The organism is Synechococcus sp. J7-Johnson (assembly GCF_024345795.1).
GTDB lineage: Bacteria > Cyanobacteriota > Cyanobacteriia > PCC-6307 > Cyanobiaceae > Regnicoccus_A.
Map to the genome: position 1 here is coordinate 1 of NZ_JAGQBU010000042.1, position 17,577 is coordinate 17,577.

Genomic DNA, 17,577 nt, shown 5'->3' on the forward strand with positions numbered 1-17,577 from the left:
CAGTTGAGCGGCTGAGGCCCTGCAGGAACACCGTCGCCACTGGGGTGACCATGACCCACTGCCAGCCGCGGCGGCCAGCCGGATTATTGCCGTCGGCATTGCCGGTGGGGGCGCCGGTTTCATCGACATAGGCCACCGGCTGCTGGCGGGCGGCCTGCAGTGCTTCTGCCATCGATTGCGCCAGGGCTGCGCTCAGCCGTTGGCGGATCGCAGCGATCGCTCCTCGGCTGATCTCCACTCCCAACAACTGATCCAGCAGCGCCTGGGTCTTGCTGATGCTCAACGGGAAGGCACTGCCCAGCAGACCCACCAGGGTGCTGAGCCGGGGTCCGTAACGGGCCGCGTCCACATCTGCCGGCAGGGTCGCGCAGGTGCTGGTAGAGCAGCAGGGACAGACCAAGCGGTGCAGCCGGTGTTCAATCACCAGCGGTGTGATCGGCGGTATCTCGATTACCTGATGGCGCAACGGCTCTGGATCCACACCGGCCAGCAGCTGCCCGCAGCGGCGGCATGCCTGGGGGTGGTGCTCCAGCACTTCATCCACCCGCTCGATCGGCAGCAGCTCCGGCCCGGATCCGGGATGGCCCGGCTGGCCGCCCCGCTTGCGGCCACTGCCCTTGCTCCGCTCGGGCGGCTTAAACCCAGGGCCATCGCTGGAAGGTGGTTTGGAGGAGTTGCGTGAGCTGCGGCCGATCCTCTCGCGCAGGCTGGCCAGTTCCGTCGCCAGGGCGTTGAGTTGGACGCGGAGCTCCTCGATCTCCTGCTGCTGCGACAGGATCAGCTCTTTGGCATCGGCTGGCCACGACAACCAGTCCGCATCGGAAATGCCAGCAGGAGGGGCTCCCATCTCAAGCAGTCTCTGTCTGAGATGCAAACGGGAATCATCTCGCCGTCAAGGGTTCAGCAGAGACGAAGTTCGCCGCGTGCTGTCCCGACCCCTGAACGCTTACGGATCCAGAGGTTAGTGCCGCCCACAGGCAACAGCTACTTGCCGATCAGCGCCGACGCAATGAGGTAGAAGGCGTCTTTGGCACAGGCAAGCGCAAATATTCCTTGAAGTTGATCATGGCCAGACTGTCCGCTGGCGCTGAGGGTTCAATCTCAATGAGCTTCCTGGTGATGTGCGCGGAGAAGATCCTGAGGCTGCTGCGCCTTCTTTTTGTATTCCTTTTCGCTTGGCTGTGGGGTCTTTTTAAGCTCAATTCCATGGACGGCGGTGCCTGCAATAGTCCATGTCCCAAGTTGGATGATTTGCCGGTCACCGCATAGCCAGGCTTGTGGGCTCCCCTATTGCGCATCCACGCCCACTCGAGGACCGGTTTTGGCTGCCGCTCTTTTTCAGGAGTCCCTAAGCCGTCTTGATCAGAGCTTCCCTACGCAGGCCACTGGCGCAGTAGCTGACCGGTTGTGTTGACACGCTACACGGAGAGCCGTCTTGATCAGAACTTCTCTAGGAGTTAGCGCGGGCAAGAACAACCACTTGATTGACAAGCAGGGAGTCACGATGATAAACATCAAGTAGCGACTGAGGAGGACTAAGCTCCTGAGTAGTCAAAAATGTTCGCAAGATTTCAAATCCACTAACACTGATTCGGGAGATCAACTCTTGGTGGGTAATCCTGTTTAGCGTACAATACGTTGACCACAAAGCATTCGCCTCTTCTGGATCAGCAACAGCCTCCCTAAGGACATGCTTGAGTCGATTATGCTGCATTTGAAGGTGAATCCAATGCTGTGGCAATACATGAAACAGATGGGAACCCTCCGCAGAATAGTATAGAGGAGCTATCTGCACAAGAAAAAGCCCCCTTGGCTTTAATGCTGATCGGATCAGCGATAAAGAATGATCCAGAAGCGTCTGATCAATGTGCTCGAAGACAGACCAGCTGTAGACAATATCAAATCGATCTACTTCGTTGTGCAATAGGCCTGGTTGAACTTGATGCAATTGCAAATTGGCCGGGAGCGAATCAATGCCTAAGTTCAGTTTAGCAACATCAAGGCACCGATCAACGTCTGGCATTATGTCGATACCTACAACTCGATGCGGCCCAAATTCGGTGGCAAGACCCAATGCGGAGATTCCCTCTCCACACCCAAAGTCCAAAATATCCGCATCTCGGATGAGGAGCGCCCGCACCAATCAGCTATTATAGCTGGTACGTCAACAAATCTACTCTTGAAATAAGGATCTTTCATCCCAGCGAAAAGTGAGCGGCCAGCCATTCCATTTTTAATGAATACTCTTAAAGCATGATACACGCGTGAGCGCCTTGCAGTTACACTTTTGCCATTAGTGAGTCTGGCCAGTTTTTTGCTCAGACTCATGTACTGCCTAGGATGCGTAGCTTTAGGCATTGCAAAAGAAGAGGACTGTTTACCATGATGAAAGCATCAAAAAAATTGAATTACGTGCTGTCATTCGGGAAGTGCAAATACTCTTCGCTTCTCCACAATGAATCCATCTCTTTAAATTGTCAAGCCTTTCGCCAGGAGCATTGCTGTATTGTTGGCGTTCGCCGCTTTGTATCGCGCTGTTGTGGCTGTACCGGCCTCCTGGCGAAGCGGCATCGATCTCCTTGGGCCTGAGCTGCCAGCATTGGGTTCGCTGAGCGGGCCAGCTCATTCTCTAAGCCCGAAACCGGCTCTGCTGCAACATTTCTCGATCTGATCAGCTTCCTCAAGGCGATCCCCATGCGCAGATGCGGCGGGGGATTCGTATCCCCGCCTGGTATCTGCTGCTGGTGGCTGTCCTGGTCATCCTGCACGGATGCGAAAGCTTGAAGGATCTGGAGCCATTCGCACGGCTACACCATGCGGTACTGAGCGAGCAGCTGGAACTCGAACTGCAAGCCACATTCGTATTCTGCGATGCGCAACTTTTACTACAAGTGGGTGTGGTGACGGTCTGCGCTGACATTCGTGATTGGACGATCGCCCAGATACCAGGTGACGCAGAGAATCTCGACCAGCTGGTGTGTGACGGCACGTCACTGCGAGGCCCCCGATACCTGAAGCTGCTGGAGGGCCTGCACCGCTGGCAGGATCTACACCACTTCACCAGCTTGGGGGGGCCAACCCCTGGAATACTGGCTTGGGGAAAGGCGGGCCCAGGCAGTAGAAAGCCTGTTGCTGGAACTGGGCTGGCTCAGCGGCGATCCGGCGATATGGACCTGCGTGGGCTGCTCCAGTGGATCAAAGGTGTGCGCTACTACGGCATCGAGAGCCAGAGACACTGTCTCGAGCCCGCCCTCAGCCACTTGCTCACCGACCTCCGGCTGGCCCAGGACATCCATGGAGGGCTGCATGACTTGAAGGTTCTGGCTGCAGCGCTTGAGGACGACCTCGGCGCCACCCCCGGACCATCCTTCCCCCAGCTCAGCTGCTGGATCGAGCTCCAGCCAGCAGAGCGGAGGATGGCAGGGTGACTCAAATCTGGAGGCTGGCGGAACAAGCGCAGCATCGGCTTGTCTTTGCATGCCGTGCTGGCGGCTCAGAGCACAAAAAAACCGGCTGGGGGAGCCGGTGAAGAGGTGATGAACGGTTGATGAATCGGAGCGGCGGGATTTGAACCCACGACCCCCACTACCCCAAAGTGGTGCGCTACCAAGCTGCGCTACGCCCCGTCGGGATGGAAGCTATCACAGCCCCCGCGGCAGCCACGACTCCCAGGCGCGTACCCGTTTGAGTCGCCTGAGAATCTGGATCGTGAGCCGTTCGCGGCTCAAGCTGGCGTAACCCCAGAGCCGCAGGCGCCTGGCCAGCTGGCGCAGCTGGGCCAGGTTCAGAGCCGCCAGGCGCAACTCCGGCAACCGTCGCCAGGCACTGGCAGTGACCGGCAGGGGGTTGCCCTGGTTCACCCCGGGGATCGAGCGCATGGCACCGCCGGCCATCCACTCAGGCACGAGCACGAACAGCACCGCCAGCAGCCCGTAGAGCTCCACCAGCCCCTTCGGCAAGGGGTGCAGTTGTCGTTTTCTCTCCGAGCCGTCGTCGGGGGATGCCAAGGGTTTCAGAGCAGGGTGCCTTTCGGCTGGGCCGCCGGGGCGGCAGGAATGGTGCGGCCGGGGGTCTCCTTCCAGAGCAGCGGGGTCTCGCGGGCCGGCTGAATCCGCACACTCCAGAACACCAGGGCCGCCACCGCTCCAAGGGTGATGGCCATCAACAGCAGCACGGTGCGGTCGGGTAGGGGCGTCATGCCATCAGACCTGATCCGTGCGCAGGCAGAGCATCCGCTGCGGCAGCCTCTCCAGGGTGAGTTCATCGCCGCGCAGGATCAGGCGCAGCCGATCGGTGCCGTAGCGCAGGCCTGGCAGCGGAGAGTCTTCGCGGAAGAGGGTGGTGCGGGAGCGGCCAGCCAGGAGTGAGGCCTGGGAATCGTTGCGCTCCACCACCACCTGATTGGTGTCGTTGCAGAGGAAGGTTTCCCGCACCTCATAGTTTTCCCACCAGGGCGAGGACATCGCCACAGCGGCGCCAGAGAGGGGAAGGCCCAGCAGGGGGGCCAGGGCCAGAAGCCCAAGCCAGAGCGACCTGCGGTGCTGCTTGGTCGACGCCATGCCCATGACCTGCCTGGACTGAGTTTGCACCAGCCTCGCGGGGAACGCCAGGACTGGTGAGCCTGGGTGAGGCGGGGTCAGGCCCTGCTCACGGGGAGGGGGCCGGCAGCACCTGGCGATACCCACCGGCGCTGCAGACCTGCAGGGGCGTTTCGAACAGCTCGCTGAGGGGTCCATCAGCCAGCAGCTCGTCCACTGGGCCATCAGCCACCAGCGACCCCTGGCGGAGCATCAGACAACGGCTGATCTCGGGGATGATCGCCTCGATCTGGTGGGTGACCAGCAGCAGGGTGGTGCCGGACTGGGCCAGCTCGCGCAGGATCTGCAGCAGCTGGTGCTTGGCGCGCAGGTCGAGGCCGGTGGTGGGTTCATCCAGCACCAGCACCTGGGGATCGTGCACAAGGGCGCGGGCCAGCAGCAGACGCATGCGCTGGCCATCCGAGAGCTGGCGGTAGGGGCGAGTGGCCAGATCCTCCAACCCCAGCCGGACCATCAGCGCCTGCACCCGCTGGCGCTGCCCGGGGCTGGGGTGCTGGCTGGGACCGATCCCCACCGAACCGAAGAAACCCGAGAGCACCACGTCACGGGCTGGAACCGCGCCAACATATCCAGTCAGGAGGTCGCGGGAGACCAGGCCGATGCGGGCACGCAGATCCCAGAGGTTGACCGTTTCACGGCCGAACAGGCGCAGGTGTGAACCCGGCTTGACCACGGGGTAGATCTCCCGGCTGATCAGCTTGATCAGGGCGCTCTTGCCGGCCCCGTTGGGCCCGAGAATCACGCTGTTCTCGCCCAGGTGCAACCGCAGGCTGAGGTTGTCGAACACCCGCCGGGTCCCCAGGTAGGCCTCCACGGCGCGCAGGTCGAGATAGGCCTCGGCCGCAGTCATGGGATCCGGCGCAGGTTCTCCAGCGCCAGTTGCAGAGAATGGGCCAGGGGACGGGCCTGCTGCAGCCTGGGGCTCCAGACCTGGCCTGTGACCAGCTCCTCGATGCCGGCAAGGACCATGTCCTGGCCTTCCAGCAACTGAAGGTCGTCAAGGGGCAGCGGCAGGCTGGCGCGAAAGAAGTGGGCGGTCCGCTGCGGCGTGCTGTGGCGGAACCAGAAGGGAAGTTCGCCGGCACACCAGTTGATTTCCTCCTGCAGCTCCCGCCTCAGGGCCTGATCCGGGCTCTCACCAGGATCGAGGTGGCCGCCGAAGAGACCCCAGCAACCTGGGGCGACGATGCCGGGGATGTCATCACGCAGCTGCACCAGCCAGCGGCCATCGCGCTCGAGCATCGCCAGGGCCACCTCCAGCATCAACTGACTTCAGCGGCAAGGCGTCAACGTAATCCAGCCTTCAAGGCCGGCGCTCCAACAGGAACAGGTAGGGCCGGGGGTCCCCCTTGGCCTGCATCAACCCGAGCACGGTGTCGTCGTCAACGAGGCGAAAGGCGTCATGCACCGGCAGGTGGTCGTAGAGCATCGTGGCGCTGACCACGCCACGCACCTCCATCAGCCGCAGGCGAGCCTGGGAACGCCTGGTGCGCAACAGCAGCAGCGACCGGCGCAGCAGCGGCCCCGGCAGCTGAAACGCCTGGGGGGACACGCGGCGAGCCAGCTCCAGCGCTCCCGGCAGCGGCCGTATCGGGAAGGGTTCGCCCGCTCCGATGCGCATCAGCAGCGGATGCACGGTCTCTGAATCGAGAAACTGCTTGCCGTACCAGCCGCAGACCTCCAGCCAGCCCTCCATGGGATGGCCAGTGCGGATCTCGCTGCCCTGCCAGCGGCCCCAGAGCATGGCGGGCTCCACCGGCGCCAGATCGTCGAAGACGGCAAGGGCCTCCTCGAGGCCGGAGTGGCGCTCACGCAGCAGGCGCTGGAGGCTGTCGGCACTGGCCATGGGCAGAACCTTCCCGAGGTACGGATTGATGACGGCACGAGAAAAAGCGCAGCATCGGCGCCCCTCGGGCGATCAGCCTGGAGAGCCATGCACTGATGCTCGATGGTGGCGGCCCTGGTGATCCTGGCGGTGATCGTGGCGGTTGGAGCCCTGCTCAACCCGTCTCAGGACGACTTCCGCTGGTTTCTGCGGCTTCGCCGCCCCCGCTGGCTCAGCTTCGAGCGCTGGATTCCGGCGATCTGGCTGGCGATCTACCTCTGCTTCTATGCCTCGGCTCTGCTGGTGTGGCAGGCCACCAGCAACCTGGCACTGATGGCCGGCTACCTGGGGATGGTGGTGCTGGTTCAGAGCTACACCCTGTTGATCTGCCGAAGCCGCAGCCTGCGCAATGGCACCGTGATCGGCCTGGCCGGCTGGGCCTGGGGGGTGGCGCTTGCGGTGGTGGTGCTGCAGCTGTCTCGGCCAGCGGCGCTGCTGCTGATCCCCTTCCTGCTCTGGAGCCCGGTGGGCAGCTTCGTGACCTGGCGGATGGAAAGCCTCAACCGCTGACGGGCTCGCCGGGGTGCTCGATCTGCTGCTCCACGGCTTCCCAGACCACGCGATAAGCGAGGCTCTGAGATTCACTCCAGGCCTGGACGGCAGGTTGATGCCAGGCCACCTGGCGTGAGAGCTCGACGAAATCCTCAGGCAACTGCTCCAACCCGAGCAATGTCAGGGCTTCGGGCAGATCCAGAGATTGAACATTCATGGGGAAATCTCCTGCTTGTGCAGCCAGGGACCGGGCAGCGCATGGCGCACTCCCACCTCCAAGCTGACACGCCACTCCCCAACGCGCTCAAGGCCGCTTGATCAGCCTCAGGATCAGCACTGCAAGCGCAGCGCCAATCGCCGCCTTGAGGACACTGCCCAGGAGCGCATCACCGAAGGAAGGCCCCCAGCCAGCCAGCGCCAGGCCACCGATCAATGCGCCGATGATCCCTGCAACCAGATGCATCACCAGACCACCTGCCAGCCATCCGGCGATCACGCCCACAAGCAGGAACAACAGAACGTTCATGGCTTTGGAAGTGCTGGTAGCAGAAAACAGGAACGGTCGAACCCTACCTCCGGATCAGGAACATGCCGTCTTGGCGTGGTTCCAGTGCTGACGTCTACGCTCAGGCAAAGTCATCACGGAACTGATGCTGCCTCATTGGCAAGTCTTGAGATAGGTGGCATCGAAGTTCTGAGGCATGGGCTTGAAGTCGGGCTTCAGGGCACGACCCTGGCGATGGTAATGAAGTTCTAATTAGTAGCATCAGACAAAAAAGATTGAGCAGATCCAGTCTGCTGGAACTTGAGACAGTGATCAAGATCGGAACGTGAGTGCGCTCAGGAAGCAGTCACCATGGAACCGGATTCAAAGTTTTCCGGGGCAGGTTGCGAAGGCTCTGCAATCAGATCATTCACCATGGCGCCGTCGAAGGAGAAGCGACCTGGACCGATCAGCAGCAGGGCAAGACTTCCGCCCAGGTAGAGCAGCACCAGTTCAAGCACATAGATGTTGAGGCCGGCCGTGAGGATGTGCTGGTATGCCGCCACGGTCATGGTGCCGGTGATGGCGAGTGCTCCAATGGGAGTAAGCAGGCCGAGGATCAACAGCCAACTGCCGATCAGCTCTGAGAATCCAGCCGCGTAAGCGAAGAACAGCGGGAACGGGAGATGCAGCGAGGCCACGTAGGTGTTGGCGAATTGCTGGGGGTCGGCGAGTTTCTCCTGGCCGTGGTGGATCATCAGACCACCTATGGCCAGGCGCAGGACCAGCAGCGCGATGTTCACCGTTAAACCCTTTCTCAGGAAATAGCCGCCAAGAGCCTGACGGAGCCTGAGACTGCCGCCCGCGTCAGATCGGACAACCGCTGCGGAGGAAAGACCTCGTTCGATCCGGGGCGAGGGCCGGCTGAGCAGGATGAACCAGAGGGCCATGCCGGCAGCCAGGAAGCCGGCGAAGAGCTCAAGAAGCAGGAGGGTGGTCATGGCGGGGGAGCTGATGCAAAAAGTCTGGCAACCTCCGTAAAGAAATGCGAAGCGCCCTGGCGAGAGAGCGGCAACAGCTGCGGGCCATGCCCCGTCTCGTTGCAGCAGCAGCCCACTACGGTTGCCAATAATGGTTGACCTCACCACCTGGGATGGGCTGCTCCGCACCTACGTCGATGCTGACGGGCGGGTGGATTACCGGTCCTGGCTGACCAGGGAGCCAACCATCCTCGCCGACTGGCTGGCCCAGCAATCCTGCGAAACGAAGGGGCATCAGGATCACCTGGCCCACTGGATCAACCTCTACAACGCCTTCACGATCCAGGCGGTGCTCAGCCGCTATCCCATTGCCTCGATCCGACCCAAGCTGCTCGGCCTGCCCAACTGGATCGGCTTTCTGCGCTTCTTTCAACAGCCGGTGCATCGCCTCGGCTCGCAGTTGATCAGCCTGGCGCAGATCGAGAATCGGACACTGCGTGAGCAAAGCAATGACCCACGCATCCATTTCGCGATCGTCTGTGCCTCACTGGGGTGTCCGCTGCTGCGCTGCGAGGCCTATACGCCGGAGCGCGTTGAGCAGCAACTCGAGGATGACCTGGTGCGCTTCGTCAACAACCCCCAGAAAGTGCGCCTCGATGCTGATGCGGGCATCCTTCACTGCAGCCGAATCTTCCAGTGGTACAAAGCCGACTTTCTGGCAGCGGCTCCTTCAATTCCCGCCTACATCCTGCCCCAGCTTCAGGGCGCAACCGCATTGAAAACTGAACTGCGGCTGGCTTATCTTCCCTACGACTGGAGCCTCAATCAGCGGATGTCCTCATAGAAACGCTTCAGGCGGCTCGGCGGTACACCAAGCCCCCAGAAAATGCCGATCGAGAGATAGGTGGTGATCGCTTTCCATCTTCCCCATTGCTGAACACGACGATCCGAACTCTCGACCACACGATTGATCAGCACGATGCGCCCCAGGTTCAGCATGCGCAGGCACAGATCTCCGTCTTCCATGATCGGAAGCTTTGCATCAAATCCACCGCACAACCAGAAATCTAGTCGGCGACAGATCATCACCTGATCACCAAAGAGCAGACGCAATCCTTTCAGATAAAGATGGGGCCGAAACAACAGCGGCGCTAGATAGGTTTTCAAAAGATTCAGGGCCGAGATGTCCCAGTGAATTTTGCCGCCATGGCCCATCAGCGAAATGAAGCCAGCGCAGGCAATTGAGGCATCCGCCAAGGTGCGCTCGGCCACTTGGACCAGGTCGTCGGGGATCAGGGTGTCCGCATGCAGAAAACAAAGCAGATCACCCGTGGCCGCTCTTGCCCCATGGTTCATCTGGATGGCCCGACCTGCCCCCTCGCTCCTGAGCACCACCACGCCGGCAGCGACGGCGATCTGAATAGTGTTGTCGCTGCTGCCGCCATCCACCACCAGCACCTCCCAGGCAGGCGGGTACAAGGCCTTCACCTGCCGCAAGGTGCGCGCCAGGGTGGTGCCTTCATTCAGGGTGGGAATGATGATTGAGAGCTGTGCCATCGATGCCATTCTGGGTGAGCCTCAGCGCCGCATCAGGCTCTGATGGAGGCCCAGGCTGCCCAGCAGAGAAGCAAGGCTGATCAACACGAATTTTGCCGGAATGGCCAGAGACAGCGGCACCACGAAGAACGCGATGATCACGATGAGGGGGTGGTGGAGCAGATAAACGGAGAAGGCCGCCCGGTTGCCGTAACTCAGGATGGGGTGGCTGTAGCTCCGATAGGGCCGTGCCAGAGCCAACAGGGCCAGAACCCAGCACCAACTGTTGAAACCTCGAAAGGCCTGATAGGCCATGTAGGGGGCTGAATAGGCTCGCTCCGGCACCATGTGCGTGATGCCGAGAGTGAACAGGAGCACCATTCCAAGCCCTGCTGTGGCGCAGATGAGCCACCTGTGCTGATCCAGAGCCAACCACAATCCAGTGTCACGGCAGAAGAGAAAGCCGTAGAAAAAGTACAGCAGATAGAGGAGCAGATTGGCCCAGTCGTCGTAGAGGTTCTGAAAGCCGATCCAATGTGGGCGCAGCAGGGCCTCAACCGCCATCAACGGTACGGCCAGATTGATCAGTGACCCCAGGCCAGGGGTCATCGAAAAGAATGAAATGGAATCGCTCGTGGTGGAGTCGCCTCGCAGCCTCAGCATCACCGGAAAGCAAGCGATCGAGATCACAAGCAGATAAGCCAGAAACCAGAGATGAGCCCACTCGAAATGACCCAGTGGTCGGACGCCATCAAAGAAGAGGGGGTAGAACCGCAGGAAGTTACCGCTCTCTCTGCCATCCTGGAGCTCATGGATATACACCTGTGGCGGAACAAGCACCAGGATTCCTATCAGCAGAGACAGCAGAAGCCTTCGCAGCCGTTGCCGCAGGTACTCCCCTTGAGAGCGTGTCTGCAGGGAATACCAACTGGCGGCACCGGCCAGAAAAAAGAACAGTGGCATGTGCCACTGATGCACGAACTGAATGAACATGCTGAGGCCGGCACTTCTCTGGGCATTGACGACGTAGAAACTGCCCAGTTCACCCTCGTAGAAGACAGCGGCCGAGTGAAAGGGGATCAGCAGCACGATGGCCAGCAACCGCAGCCAATCCAGATCATGGGAACGGAGCTGATGGGTCATGGACTTCATCAATTTTCCCTGCTACGGTTCTTCGCCGTCAGCAACCTTCCCCAGAGGCGATTGTATGGGTGAACCAGCAGGGTGGGCTCTCCATCACGCAACAGAGAACGCCCATCACGAACCCACTTGAACAGGCCACCTTCCAGATTGAAAGCCCGCGAAAACCCTTCACGCCGCAGTTCAGCCACCCGTGCGGCGCTGCGCACTCCCACCGAGCAGCAGACAACGATCGACCTGTCCCTGGGGAGTGTCGTGAACGATTCCATATCCGCAATCGAACCGTCTGCCTCGACCAGAGTTGCACCGCCCAGGTGACTGAACTCGAATTCGGCCGGTGATCTCGCATCGAGGATCAACCAGTCGGCAGCCCCATCTCCGGCCAGGATCTGCTCGAGCTGCTCAGCTTCGATGGAAGAAACGGCTGGATAGCGCAGCCGGATCCATTGCTTCAGGCAGCAGAAAACGGCCTGATCAGCTGTGAATGACCGATTTACGGGGAGGTGTGAACCAGCGGTAGCAGCAGGATGAATTTTCTGCGACATGTGATCAACAAAAATTGTGCCCGCTGCTGGATATGGTTCTCACGGTCCTCTTCAGCGCTGGCGGCATCAGAATGGTGGTGTCGTCCTGCTTCAGGAGTGCCCATGACCACGACTCTTGAGAAGCCCACTACTCTCAAATGCGCATGCCCGGGCTGTCACTGCACGGTGCAAGCGGAAACAACGCTTCGCCGAGGCGGCTTGCTGTTCTGCAGCGACGTCTGTGCCAACGGACATCCAAACGGTGAACCCTGCCATTCCGGCTGCGGCTGTGAGTGCCAAGGCTGAGCAGGCCGCCGCTGGGCATTCAGCCTCTGGGAGTGCTCGTGGAAGCCCCAGCTGCTCTCGGCGCTCCCACAGGCGGCTCATGGACGCGACAGAGTGTTCATGTTCCGTTACATGAGCCATGACGGTCGGTCAGCTCTTTCTCGAATCCCTCTCCAGCGGAGTCATCACGCCTAACGAGCTCTCCTGGCTCACCCATCAGCAGGATCACTTCTCCCGGGTGGAGGAAGCCACCGCGCTGCGGCTTGGGCGCCTGCTCGATCAGGGCGACATCCAGCTTGGCTGCAGGCTTCCCGCAGCCAAGCTGCGCCACGACACGGTCCGCGAGCAGTGGATCGAGCCTCTGGGTCGCAACCGCCACCTCTGAACCCAGCACACAGCACGACCACACAATCAAAGTTGTGTTAAGTTTTAAGAAGTTCCATTTCACCCATGGCTGACTCCACCTCCCGTTTTGGTTTCGTTGCCTTTGCTGAAACCTGGAATGGCCGCATGGCCATGCTCGGCTTCGTCATCGGCCTTGCAACAGAATTGCTCACCGGTCAGAGCATTCTTTCCCAGATTGGTCTGGGCTGAACCCGGGCTCACCAGTCAAGCTGCTCAAGCCCGGACGGCTTAAGTCGTCCGGGCTTTCGTCTGTCTTTGCCTCTGGTATTCATCGCCCATGACCGAAAACTCCTGACTGAATTGCCGTGGTTCATCCCGAGCAAACGGGATTGAGCTCAGCGCCTTGCCCAGATACACCCGCCCCACAAAGCGCTGACGCTGGCACCGACGCCATGGCACTGACCCAGTGACTTTCACCCTGATCCTTGGCGACCAGCTGCACCGCCAGTGGTTCACCGCCTCGCCACTGGAACTGGCCGCCGGCAGCCAGGTGCTGATGATCGAAGACCTGGCGGTGGCGTCCGCTTACCGCTACCACCAGCTGCGCCTGCTGCACACCTTCGTGGCGATGCGCAGCTTCCGCGATGCCCTGATCGAGCGGGGCGTTGCGGTTCATTATTTCGAGCTGCCGGCCTCGGCGGGGGTGTCGTCCTGGGAGCGGCTGGAGCTTGAGTTGGCCGGAGCCAAGCAGCTGCGGGTGGCAGAGATCGCCGACCGGAGCTTCGCGGCGCGGTTGGAGCGGTTCTGCCAGGAGCAGGCGCTGGAGCTCACGGTGCTGCCGTCGCCCGCCTTCCTCGAATCGGGGGCCGAGAGCCGGGCCTGGTTTGAAGGCCGCCGCCGCCCCTTCATGAAGACCTTCTATGAACGTCAGCGCCGGCGCCTGGGGTTGCTGATCGAAGCCGACGGTTCGCCGACCGGCGGCCAATGGAGCTACGACGTGGACAACCGCCGGAAGCTGCCGAAGGGATACAGGGAGCCACCTCTGCCGGTGGTGGCGGCCAGCCCCCATGAACCGGCGGTGCGGGCGCTGATCGCCAACCACTTCGCCGATCACCCCGGAGAGCTGGGGCCGCTATGGATTCCCTTCGATCACGCCGGGGCCCACGCCTGGCTGCAGCAGTTCCTGATCGAGCGATTTGAGGATTTCGGCCCCTACGAAGACGCGCTGAGTGCCCACCACGACACCCTGAACCATTCCCTGCTCTCTCCCCTGCTCAACATCGGTCTGCTCACGCCCGCCGGCGTGATCGAAGCGACCCTCGCCCACGTGCAGAGCCGGCAGAACAGCGACCAACCGGTCCCGATCGCCTCGCTGGAGGGCTTCCTGCGCCAGGTGATCGGATGGCGCGAGTTCGTGCGCGGCATCGACCTGGTGCACGGCCAGCGCCAGGCGAGCAGCAACTTCTGGAACCATCGCCGCCGCCTGGCCCCCTGCTGGAGCGAGGGCAACACCGGCCTGCCGCCGCTGGATGCCGCGATCGAGCGGCTGAACCGCCTCGGCTACAACCACCACATCGAGCGACTGATGGTGATCAGCAACCTGATGCTGCTCTCTGAGATCCATCCCGGCGAGGTGCACCGCTGGTTCATGGAGCGCTACCTGGATTCCTACGAGTGGGTGATGGGCCCCAACGTTTATGGCATGGGCCTGATGAGCGATGGCGGCCTGTTCGCCACCAAGCCCTACATCAGCGGCTCCAACTACATCCTCAAGATGAGCGATTTCAAGAAGGGGCCCTGGTGCGAGATCTGGGACGGTCTCTACTGGCGCTTCATCGAGCGGAACCAGGAGTTCTTCCGCGGGAACCCCCGCCTCTCGATGATGGTGCGCCTGCTGGAGCGGATGGATCCCCAGCGGCGCGAGGTGTTGAACGCCGCCGCGGAGACGTTTCTGGAGCGGGCGACGATGGTGCCAGCTTTAAACGACCCCTGCCTGTGACCAACCCAACGGAGAGTGAGCCCCGGCCGGCCGCACCAGCCGCCCTGCTGGAGCGCTTGGCGGAGCTGGAGGGGATGGGGATGGGCCGCCGTCGCCTGGTGCTGCTGTTCCCCCAGCTGGGCGATTTCGACAGCATTGAATACGCCCAGGCCCTTGTGGCCGCTTGGCCGCAGCTGGAGGCCGCCGGCATCGCCGTACTGGCAATCGGCATCGGTGATGAGGCCAGCCGTCAGCGCTTCTGCGCCTTCACCGGCTTTCCGAGTGAGCGGCTGCAGGTTGACGCCGAACCCCAGCTGCATCGGGCCCTGGGGCTTTACGAAGGCCTGCGGCAGATCGGCGGCGCCTGGCCGAACCTGCTGCTGATGTGCGCCGGGATCGGCTCCCCCGGCACCCTGGCCGAGGTGCTGCGGGGCTACACGGGCGATCGCAACGCGCCCCAGCGCATCGCCGACGACGAGACCATCCAGGCGGGCCCCCTGCCGCCGATTCAGGGTTCCTTCTTTGCCAAGGCGGGCGGGACTGGATTCCAGCGGCCCTTCGAGCTGGCCACGGTGCGGCTGCGCAACATGAGCGAAGTGCTGGGCCACTGGCGCACCTACGTGCCCCGCGACGACTTCCTCACCCAGCGGGGCGGCACCTTCCTGCTGGAGGCCGACGACACGCTTCTGTACAGCTACCGGGACCGCGGCATTCTCGGATTCTCGGAAACCATGGCCAGGCCGCTCAGCTTCCTGGATCCCATTCTGGGCTGACCCTTGGGCGTTGGTGGGAGGCCAGGGCCAGTTCTGGGTAGGGTGCCGCCGTATTTGAGCAGCTCCCTTTCGTGTGGAAAGTGTCGGTCACCGGGCGGTTGTGGATCATCTCCACTCATGTGGTGATCTCCCTGACTTGGGCCGTGACGGCCGGCCTGTTGGTGTTGATTCAGTTCGGCCAGACCGAGCGGGCCTTCCCCACGCAGGTGGTGGTCGCTGAACTGAGCAAGTTCTTGGACGACGTCGTGATCATTCCTTGTGCTTCGCTGAGTCTCCTGAGCGGTCTTGTGCTTTGTGCCATCACACCGTGGGGGTATTTGAAGCACTGGTGGGTGGTGATCAAGGGCCTGCTCACGGTTTCGTTGATCTTTTTTGGCACAGTGGCCTTGGGTCCCTGGCTCGACAGCAATGCGGCTTTGCTCGCTGGGCTCAACATGCCTGAGATACCTGTTGATTCGATCTACTGGACAACCTGGTTCCAGGGGCTGGTGGGGGGAAGCGTTCAGGTGCTGCTGCAGTTAGCCGTTGTGTTCATCTCTTTTCTCAAGCCTTGGGGGCGCACTCCCTGGAAACGACCCATCAACGTTCAGAGCTGAACAGCGCGATCCCTGGGGCGTATGTAACTGAGTTTTTTGGTGTCTTGATGAACGGAATGGTCTTGGACTGCAGCTGATGCTGGAAGAGGTTCAACAACTCCCCTGCTTGGCTTGTTTGCGTCCGTCCAGAAGCTATCGCGAGGCTATCTGCTCACGATCACAGGTTTTTAGATTTTAAATATTAGGACTAGATCTATCGGCTCAAGCAAAATATTTTGAGAATTCAATGTCGAGCTTGATATCGATCAGTAATCATCGCCATATTGACGTCAGTGCTTGCATTCATCAATTCCACCGTCGTTTGATATCCGTTAGCAACTGTCACTTCGTGCTGAGCTGCAATATCTTGAAGTGCTTCAAAGTCATATTTTGGAGCAGTGATCCAACTGAATCCCTTACCAAAAGTGTTGTCTGGATTCACGACGTACCAGTGACAGGCAGTGTCGGGAACCGACACAGAGCACTTGGTCCAATCGTTGTCCCACTGAGGAACCTGGACAAACATGACCGCCGCAAAGAGAAAGCCGAAAAGTGCCCTGAACATACAAACTTATAAAATCTTTACAATCCTACCATGAGCCGGTCCTGCTGCCGCTCAATCAATCGGATGGCGCCTGGTCGATCTTAAAAATCCGTTCCAGGGATCTGCGGAAATCCTTGGCGCTCAGGGGTCTGGCGAGGTCTCGTGTCCTCAGAGTGCTGCTGATCCACCAGACCTGCAGACCACCAAAAGCAAGGGCAAGCAGGCCTAATTGGATGTATCCCCAGTTCAGGTGCTTCATCACAACAAATTTACTCCTCACAAAGCCCGCGCGGACAGAGCGATGCCCTGTTCGGGGAAGGGGAGGGGTGAGGAAACGTGAAGGCGCCACTGAGCCGGGGGAGTGGCCCCGACAATGTGGCCAAGGGACATCAGGATCCTTCGGTTTCATGCCCATGAAGGCGCTACTGAGCGAGCGAAAGGAAGAGCGGCTGGAAGCACTTCGCCAGTACCGCATCCTCGACACCTCCCGAGCGGGCCTTCGACGATCTGACGGCACTGGCGGCCTACGTCTGCGACGTGCCCATCGCGCTGGTCAGCTTGGTCGACACTGACCGGCAGTGGTTCAAATCTAAGTTCGGCCTGGAGACCACGGAAACCAGCCGGGACGTCTCCTTTTGTGCCCACGCCATTCTCCAGGACGACATCCTGGTGGTCCAGGACACCCACCTCGATTCGCGCTTCGCCGCCAATCCCCTGGTGACCTGGAACCCAACATCCGCTCTATGCGGGCGTCCCGTTGTTATCGCCGGAGGCCTTGCCCCTGGGCACCCTCTGCGTGATCGACCATGAGCCAAGGGAACTGAGCGCCGCCCAGATCAGGGCCCTGGAGGGGATCGCCCGCCAGGTTGTGACCCAGCTGGAGCTGCGGCGGGTGTCCGCCCGGCTGGCTGTGGCCCTGGAGAAGATCAACCTGATCGAAGAGCTCATCCCGATCTGTTCGTATTGCAAGGCAATCCGGAATGATGAAGGCTATTGGTCGAGTGTGGAGGCCTTCATCAAACAGCACTCCGATGTGGCCTTCACCCATGGAGTGTGCGAGTCCTGCATCGAAAAGCACTTTCCTGAGGTGGCTGAGGCGATGCGAAAGCAGGACGCATGCAGCCCTTGACGAGCTGGTTTTCGTGCACCGTGCCCCTGTCAGGTGATCTCCAGTCGCTGGTAAGTGCGCTCCCAGCGTGTTGGGCGGAAGCGCAGCACCTAGGAGCCTGTTGCGCGTAGATCAGCGGCCGAGCTCTCCACAGACGCCCACGAATCTGCCCAGATCCCAGTGACAGCAATGGATCTGCCCACGAGAATGGGGCATGCAGAAGCCCAAGTCCTTCCGTCCCTGGCAGCCGGAGCAGACCACCCTGCTGCCGCCATCACCGAGTGATTGGCTCTCGGATGATCACCAGGTTTATTTCCTGCTTGATCTGGT

Annotated in this window: 26 protein-coding genes, 1 tRNA gene and 1 pseudogene; 12 read left to right on the top strand and 16 right to left on the bottom strand. The window is 60.9% G+C overall.

Annotated elements, in window-relative coordinates; translation table 11 throughout:
* Positions 1 to 847: DUF6444 domain-containing protein (locus KBY93_RS14630; protein WP_255095166.1), on the bottom strand; the 847-nt coding region annotated here is incomplete at its 3' end.
* 137 nt (positions 848 to 984) lie between these two features.
* Here KBY93_RS14630 and KBY93_RS16310 point away from each other — a divergent pair.
* Positions 985 to 1,269 (top strand): annotated as a pseudogene (locus KBY93_RS16310) (transposase); the annotation flags it as partial.
* A 181-nt stretch (positions 1,270 to 1,450) separates the two neighbouring features.
* Here KBY93_RS16310 and KBY93_RS14635 read toward each other — a convergent pair.
* Positions 1,451 to 2,140, bottom strand: a complete 690-nt coding sequence (locus tag KBY93_RS14635; RefSeq protein ID WP_255095167.1) for a class I SAM-dependent methyltransferase — start codon at positions 2,138 to 2,140, stop codon at positions 1,451 to 1,453.
* Positions 2,141 to 3,167: 1,027 nt separating this feature from the next.
* Here KBY93_RS14635 and KBY93_RS14640 point away from each other — a divergent pair.
* Entirely contained in the window at positions 3,168 to 3,428 is a 261-nt protein-coding gene (locus tag KBY93_RS14640) for a hypothetical protein (protein ID WP_255095168.1), read from the top strand.
* Positions 3,429 to 3,552: 124 nt separating this feature from the next.
* Here KBY93_RS14640 and KBY93_RS14645 read toward each other — a convergent pair.
* From KBY93_RS14645 to KBY93_RS14675, 7 genes are all read right to left on the bottom strand, one after another.
* Positions 3,553 to 3,626, bottom strand: a tRNA-Pro gene (locus KBY93_RS14645).
* Between the two features lie 15 nt (positions 3,627 to 3,641).
* Positions 3,642 to 4,007, bottom strand: a complete 366-nt coding sequence (locus KBY93_RS14650; RefSeq protein WP_255095169.1) for a hypothetical protein — start codon at positions 4,005 to 4,007, stop codon at positions 3,642 to 3,644.
* A gap of 5 nt (positions 4,008 to 4,012) precedes the next feature.
* Positions 4,013 to 4,198 (bottom strand): hypothetical protein, encoded by a 186-nt coding sequence (locus KBY93_RS14655; RefSeq protein WP_255095170.1) that lies wholly within the window; start codon positions 4,196 to 4,198, stop codon positions 4,013 to 4,015.
* A gap of 4 nt (positions 4,199 to 4,202) precedes the next feature.
* Positions 4,203 to 4,565, bottom strand: coding sequence for a hypothetical protein (locus KBY93_RS14660; protein ID WP_255095171.1), 363 nt, complete (start codon positions 4,563 to 4,565; stop codon positions 4,203 to 4,205).
* Positions 4,566 to 4,647: 82 nt separating this feature from the next.
* Entirely contained in the window at positions 4,648 to 5,448 is an 801-nt protein-coding gene (locus KBY93_RS14665; protein ID WP_255095172.1) for an ABC transporter ATP-binding protein, read from the bottom strand.
* On the bottom strand, positions 5,445 to 5,861 hold the full coding sequence (locus KBY93_RS14670) for an NUDIX hydrolase (RefSeq protein ID WP_255095173.1): 417 nt from the start codon (positions 5,859 to 5,861) through the stop codon (positions 5,445 to 5,447). The genes KBY93_RS14665 and KBY93_RS14670 overlap by 4 nt, the downstream gene beginning before the upstream one ends.
* Before the next feature lie 40 nt (positions 5,862 to 5,901).
* Positions 5,902 to 6,444: a DUF4334 domain-containing protein gene (locus KBY93_RS14675; protein ID WP_255095174.1), complete on the bottom strand. Its 543-nt coding sequence runs from the start codon at positions 6,442 to 6,444 to the stop codon at positions 5,902 to 5,904.
* Positions 6,445 to 6,546: 102 nt separating this feature from the next.
* On the opposite strand from KBY93_RS14675, the gene KBY93_RS14680 reads away from it, so the two are divergent.
* The gene (locus KBY93_RS14680; protein ID WP_094555632.1) at positions 6,547 to 6,993 is read left to right on the top strand and encodes a TspO/MBR family protein; all 447 of its coding nucleotides are present in this window, start codon (positions 6,547 to 6,549) and stop codon (positions 6,991 to 6,993) included.
* Here the strand turns inward: KBY93_RS14680 and KBY93_RS14685 are convergent.
* The 3 genes from KBY93_RS14685 to KBY93_RS14695 form a co-directional block, all read right to left on the bottom strand.
* On the bottom strand, positions 6,983 to 7,192 hold the full coding sequence (locus tag KBY93_RS14685) for a hypothetical protein (protein ID WP_255095175.1): 210 nt from the start codon (positions 7,190 to 7,192) through the stop codon (positions 6,983 to 6,985). The two genes, KBY93_RS14680 and KBY93_RS14685, sit on opposite strands and share 11 nt — an antisense overlap.
* An 87-nt stretch (positions 7,193 to 7,279) precedes the next feature.
* Complete coding sequence (locus tag KBY93_RS14690) at positions 7,280 to 7,501, bottom strand: GlsB/YeaQ/YmgE family stress response membrane protein (protein ID WP_255095176.1); 222 nt, start codon at positions 7,499 to 7,501, stop codon at positions 7,280 to 7,282.
* A 314-nt stretch (positions 7,502 to 7,815) separates the two neighbouring features.
* Positions 7,816 to 8,460, bottom strand: a complete 645-nt coding sequence (locus tag KBY93_RS14695) for a DoxX family protein (protein ID WP_255095177.1) — start codon at positions 8,458 to 8,460, stop codon at positions 7,816 to 7,818.
* Positions 8,461 to 8,590: 130 nt separating this feature from the next.
* On the opposite strand from KBY93_RS14695, the gene KBY93_RS14700 reads away from it, so the two are divergent.
* Positions 8,591 to 9,283, top strand: coding sequence for a DUF547 domain-containing protein (locus KBY93_RS14700; RefSeq protein WP_255095178.1), 693 nt, complete (start codon positions 8,591 to 8,593; stop codon positions 9,281 to 9,283).
* On the opposite strand, the gene KBY93_RS14705 is transcribed toward KBY93_RS14700, so the two are convergent.
* Genes KBY93_RS14705 through KBY93_RS14715 form a run of 3 tightly spaced genes read right to left on the bottom strand, consistent with a single transcriptional unit; the run spans position 9,265 to position 11,660 of the window.
* Positions 9,265 to 10,005 (bottom strand): TIGR04283 family arsenosugar biosynthesis glycosyltransferase, encoded by a 741-nt coding sequence (locus tag KBY93_RS14705; protein ID WP_315856420.1) that lies wholly within the window; start codon positions 10,003 to 10,005, stop codon positions 9,265 to 9,267. The two genes, KBY93_RS14700 and KBY93_RS14705, sit on opposite strands and share 19 nt — an antisense overlap.
* A 12-nt stretch (positions 10,006 to 10,017) precedes the next feature.
* Positions 10,018 to 11,118 carry an acyltransferase family protein gene (locus tag KBY93_RS14710; RefSeq protein ID WP_255095180.1) on the bottom strand — a complete coding sequence of 367 codons (1,101 nt, stop codon included), beginning with the start codon at positions 11,116 to 11,118 and terminating at the stop codon, positions 10,018 to 10,020.
* An 8-nt stretch (positions 11,119 to 11,126) separates the two neighbouring features.
* Positions 11,127 to 11,660, bottom strand: a complete 534-nt coding sequence (locus tag KBY93_RS14715) for a rhodanese-like domain-containing protein (protein ID WP_255095181.1) — start codon at positions 11,658 to 11,660, stop codon at positions 11,127 to 11,129.
* A gap of 102 nt (positions 11,661 to 11,762) precedes the next feature.
* Here KBY93_RS14715 and KBY93_RS14720 point away from each other — a divergent pair, with 102 nt between their 5' ends.
* From KBY93_RS14720 to KBY93_RS14745, 6 genes are all read left to right on the top strand, one after another.
* On the top strand, positions 11,763 to 11,945 hold the full coding sequence (locus tag KBY93_RS14720) for a metallothionein (protein ID WP_255095182.1): 183 nt from the start codon (positions 11,763 to 11,765) through the stop codon (positions 11,943 to 11,945).
* Between the two features lie 118 nt (positions 11,946 to 12,063).
* Complete coding sequence (locus tag KBY93_RS14725) at positions 12,064 to 12,309, top strand: hypothetical protein (protein WP_255095183.1); 246 nt, start codon at positions 12,064 to 12,066, stop codon at positions 12,307 to 12,309.
* A 65-nt stretch (positions 12,310 to 12,374) separates the two neighbouring features.
* Complete coding sequence (locus KBY93_RS14730) at positions 12,375 to 12,518, top strand: chlorophyll a/b-binding protein (RefSeq protein WP_094555642.1); 144 nt, start codon at positions 12,375 to 12,377, stop codon at positions 12,516 to 12,518.
* Between the two features lie 217 nt (positions 12,519 to 12,735).
* The gene (locus KBY93_RS14735; protein WP_255095184.1) at positions 12,736 to 14,268 is read left to right on the top strand and encodes a cryptochrome/photolyase family protein; all 1,533 of its coding nucleotides are present in this window, start codon (positions 12,736 to 12,738) and stop codon (positions 14,266 to 14,268) included.
* A gap of 74 nt (positions 14,269 to 14,342) precedes the next feature.
* Positions 14,343 to 15,020, top strand: a complete 678-nt coding sequence (locus KBY93_RS14740) for a peroxiredoxin-like family protein (protein ID WP_255095188.1) — start codon at positions 14,343 to 14,345, stop codon at positions 15,018 to 15,020.
* Positions 15,021 to 15,100: 80 nt separating this feature from the next.
* Positions 15,101 to 15,616 (top strand): hypothetical protein, encoded by a 516-nt coding sequence (locus tag KBY93_RS14745; RefSeq protein WP_255095185.1) that lies wholly within the window; start codon positions 15,101 to 15,103, stop codon positions 15,614 to 15,616.
* Positions 15,617 to 15,839: 223 nt separating this feature from the next.
* Here the strand turns inward: KBY93_RS14745 and KBY93_RS16185 are convergent, their stop codons facing one another.
* Positions 15,840 to 16,037, bottom strand: coding sequence for a hypothetical protein (locus KBY93_RS16185; protein WP_315856421.1), 198 nt, complete (start codon positions 16,035 to 16,037; stop codon positions 15,840 to 15,842).
* A 639-nt stretch (positions 16,038 to 16,676) separates the two neighbouring features.
* On the opposite strand from KBY93_RS16185, the gene KBY93_RS16315 reads away from it, so the two are divergent.
* Both KBY93_RS16315 and KBY93_RS14755 read left to right on the top strand, forming a co-directional pair.
* On the top strand, positions 16,677 to 16,949 hold the full coding sequence (locus KBY93_RS16315) for a hypothetical protein (protein ID WP_399223298.1): 273 nt from the start codon (positions 16,677 to 16,679) through the stop codon (positions 16,947 to 16,949).
* Positions 16,915 to 17,268 carry a hypothetical protein gene (locus KBY93_RS14755; protein ID WP_255095187.1) on the top strand — a complete coding sequence of 118 codons (354 nt, stop codon included), beginning with the start codon at positions 16,915 to 16,917 and terminating at the stop codon, positions 17,266 to 17,268. Before KBY93_RS16315 ends, KBY93_RS14755 begins: the two co-directional genes overlap by 35 nt.
* Positions 17,269 to 17,577: the final 309 nt, after the last annotated feature.

What these genes read in the sequence shown, in the direction of transcription:
- KBY93_RS14640 (WP_255095168.1), top strand. Translation starts at nt 3,168, where the DNA reads ATGGACCTGCGTGGGCTGCTCCAGTGGATCAAAGGTGTGCGCTACTAC.
- KBY93_RS14655 (WP_255095170.1), bottom strand. Translation starts at nt 4,198, where the DNA reads ATGACGCCCCTACCCGACCGCACCGTGCTGCTGTTGATGGCCATCACC.
- KBY93_RS14660 (WP_255095171.1), bottom strand. Translation starts at nt 4,565, where the DNA reads ATGGGCATGGCGTCGACCAAGCAGCACCGCAGGTCGCTCTGGCTTGGG.
- KBY93_RS14665 (WP_255095172.1), bottom strand. Translation starts at nt 5,448, where the DNA reads ATGACTGCGGCCGAGGCCTATCTCGACCTGCGCGCCGTGGAGGCCTAC.
- KBY93_RS14670 (WP_255095173.1), bottom strand. Translation starts at nt 5,861, where the DNA reads ATGCTGGAGGTGGCCCTGGCGATGCTCGAGCGCGATGGCCGCTGGCTG.
- KBY93_RS14675 (WP_255095174.1), bottom strand. Translation starts at nt 6,444, where the DNA reads ATGGCCAGTGCCGACAGCCTCCAGCGCCTGCTGCGTGAGCGCCACTCC.
- KBY93_RS14680 (WP_094555632.1), top strand. Translation starts at nt 6,547, where the DNA reads ATGGTGGCGGCCCTGGTGATCCTGGCGGTGATCGTGGCGGTTGGAGCC.
- KBY93_RS14685 (WP_255095175.1), bottom strand. Translation starts at nt 7,192, where the DNA reads ATGAATGTTCAATCTCTGGATCTGCCCGAAGCCCTGACATTGCTCGGG.
- KBY93_RS14690 (WP_255095176.1), bottom strand. Translation starts at nt 7,501, where the DNA reads ATGAACGTTCTGTTGTTCCTGCTTGTGGGCGTGATCGCCGGATGGCTG.
- KBY93_RS14695 (WP_255095177.1), bottom strand. Translation starts at nt 8,460, where the DNA reads ATGACCACCCTCCTGCTTCTTGAGCTCTTCGCCGGCTTCCTGGCTGCC.
- KBY93_RS14700 (WP_255095178.1), top strand. Translation starts at nt 8,591, where the DNA reads ATGGTTGACCTCACCACCTGGGATGGGCTGCTCCGCACCTACGTCGAT.
- KBY93_RS14705 (WP_315856420.1), bottom strand. Translation starts at nt 10,005, where the DNA reads ATGGCATCGATGGCACAGCTCTCAATCATCATTCCCACCCTGAATGAA.
- KBY93_RS14710 (WP_255095180.1), bottom strand. Translation starts at nt 11,118, where the DNA reads ATGACCCATCAGCTCCGTTCCCATGATCTGGATTGGCTGCGGTTGCTG.
- KBY93_RS14715 (WP_255095181.1), bottom strand. Translation starts at nt 11,660, where the DNA reads ATGTCGCAGAAAATTCATCCTGCTGCTACCGCTGGTTCACACCTCCCC.
- KBY93_RS14720 (WP_255095182.1), top strand. Translation starts at nt 11,763, where the DNA reads ATGACCACGACTCTTGAGAAGCCCACTACTCTCAAATGCGCATGCCCG.
- KBY93_RS14725 (WP_255095183.1), top strand. Translation starts at nt 12,064, where the DNA reads ATGACGGTCGGTCAGCTCTTTCTCGAATCCCTCTCCAGCGGAGTCATC.
- KBY93_RS14730 (WP_094555642.1), top strand. Translation starts at nt 12,375, where the DNA reads ATGGCTGACTCCACCTCCCGTTTTGGTTTCGTTGCCTTTGCTGAAACC.
- KBY93_RS14740 (WP_255095188.1), top strand. Translation starts at nt 14,343, where the DNA reads ATGGGGATGGGCCGCCGTCGCCTGGTGCTGCTGTTCCCCCAGCTGGGC.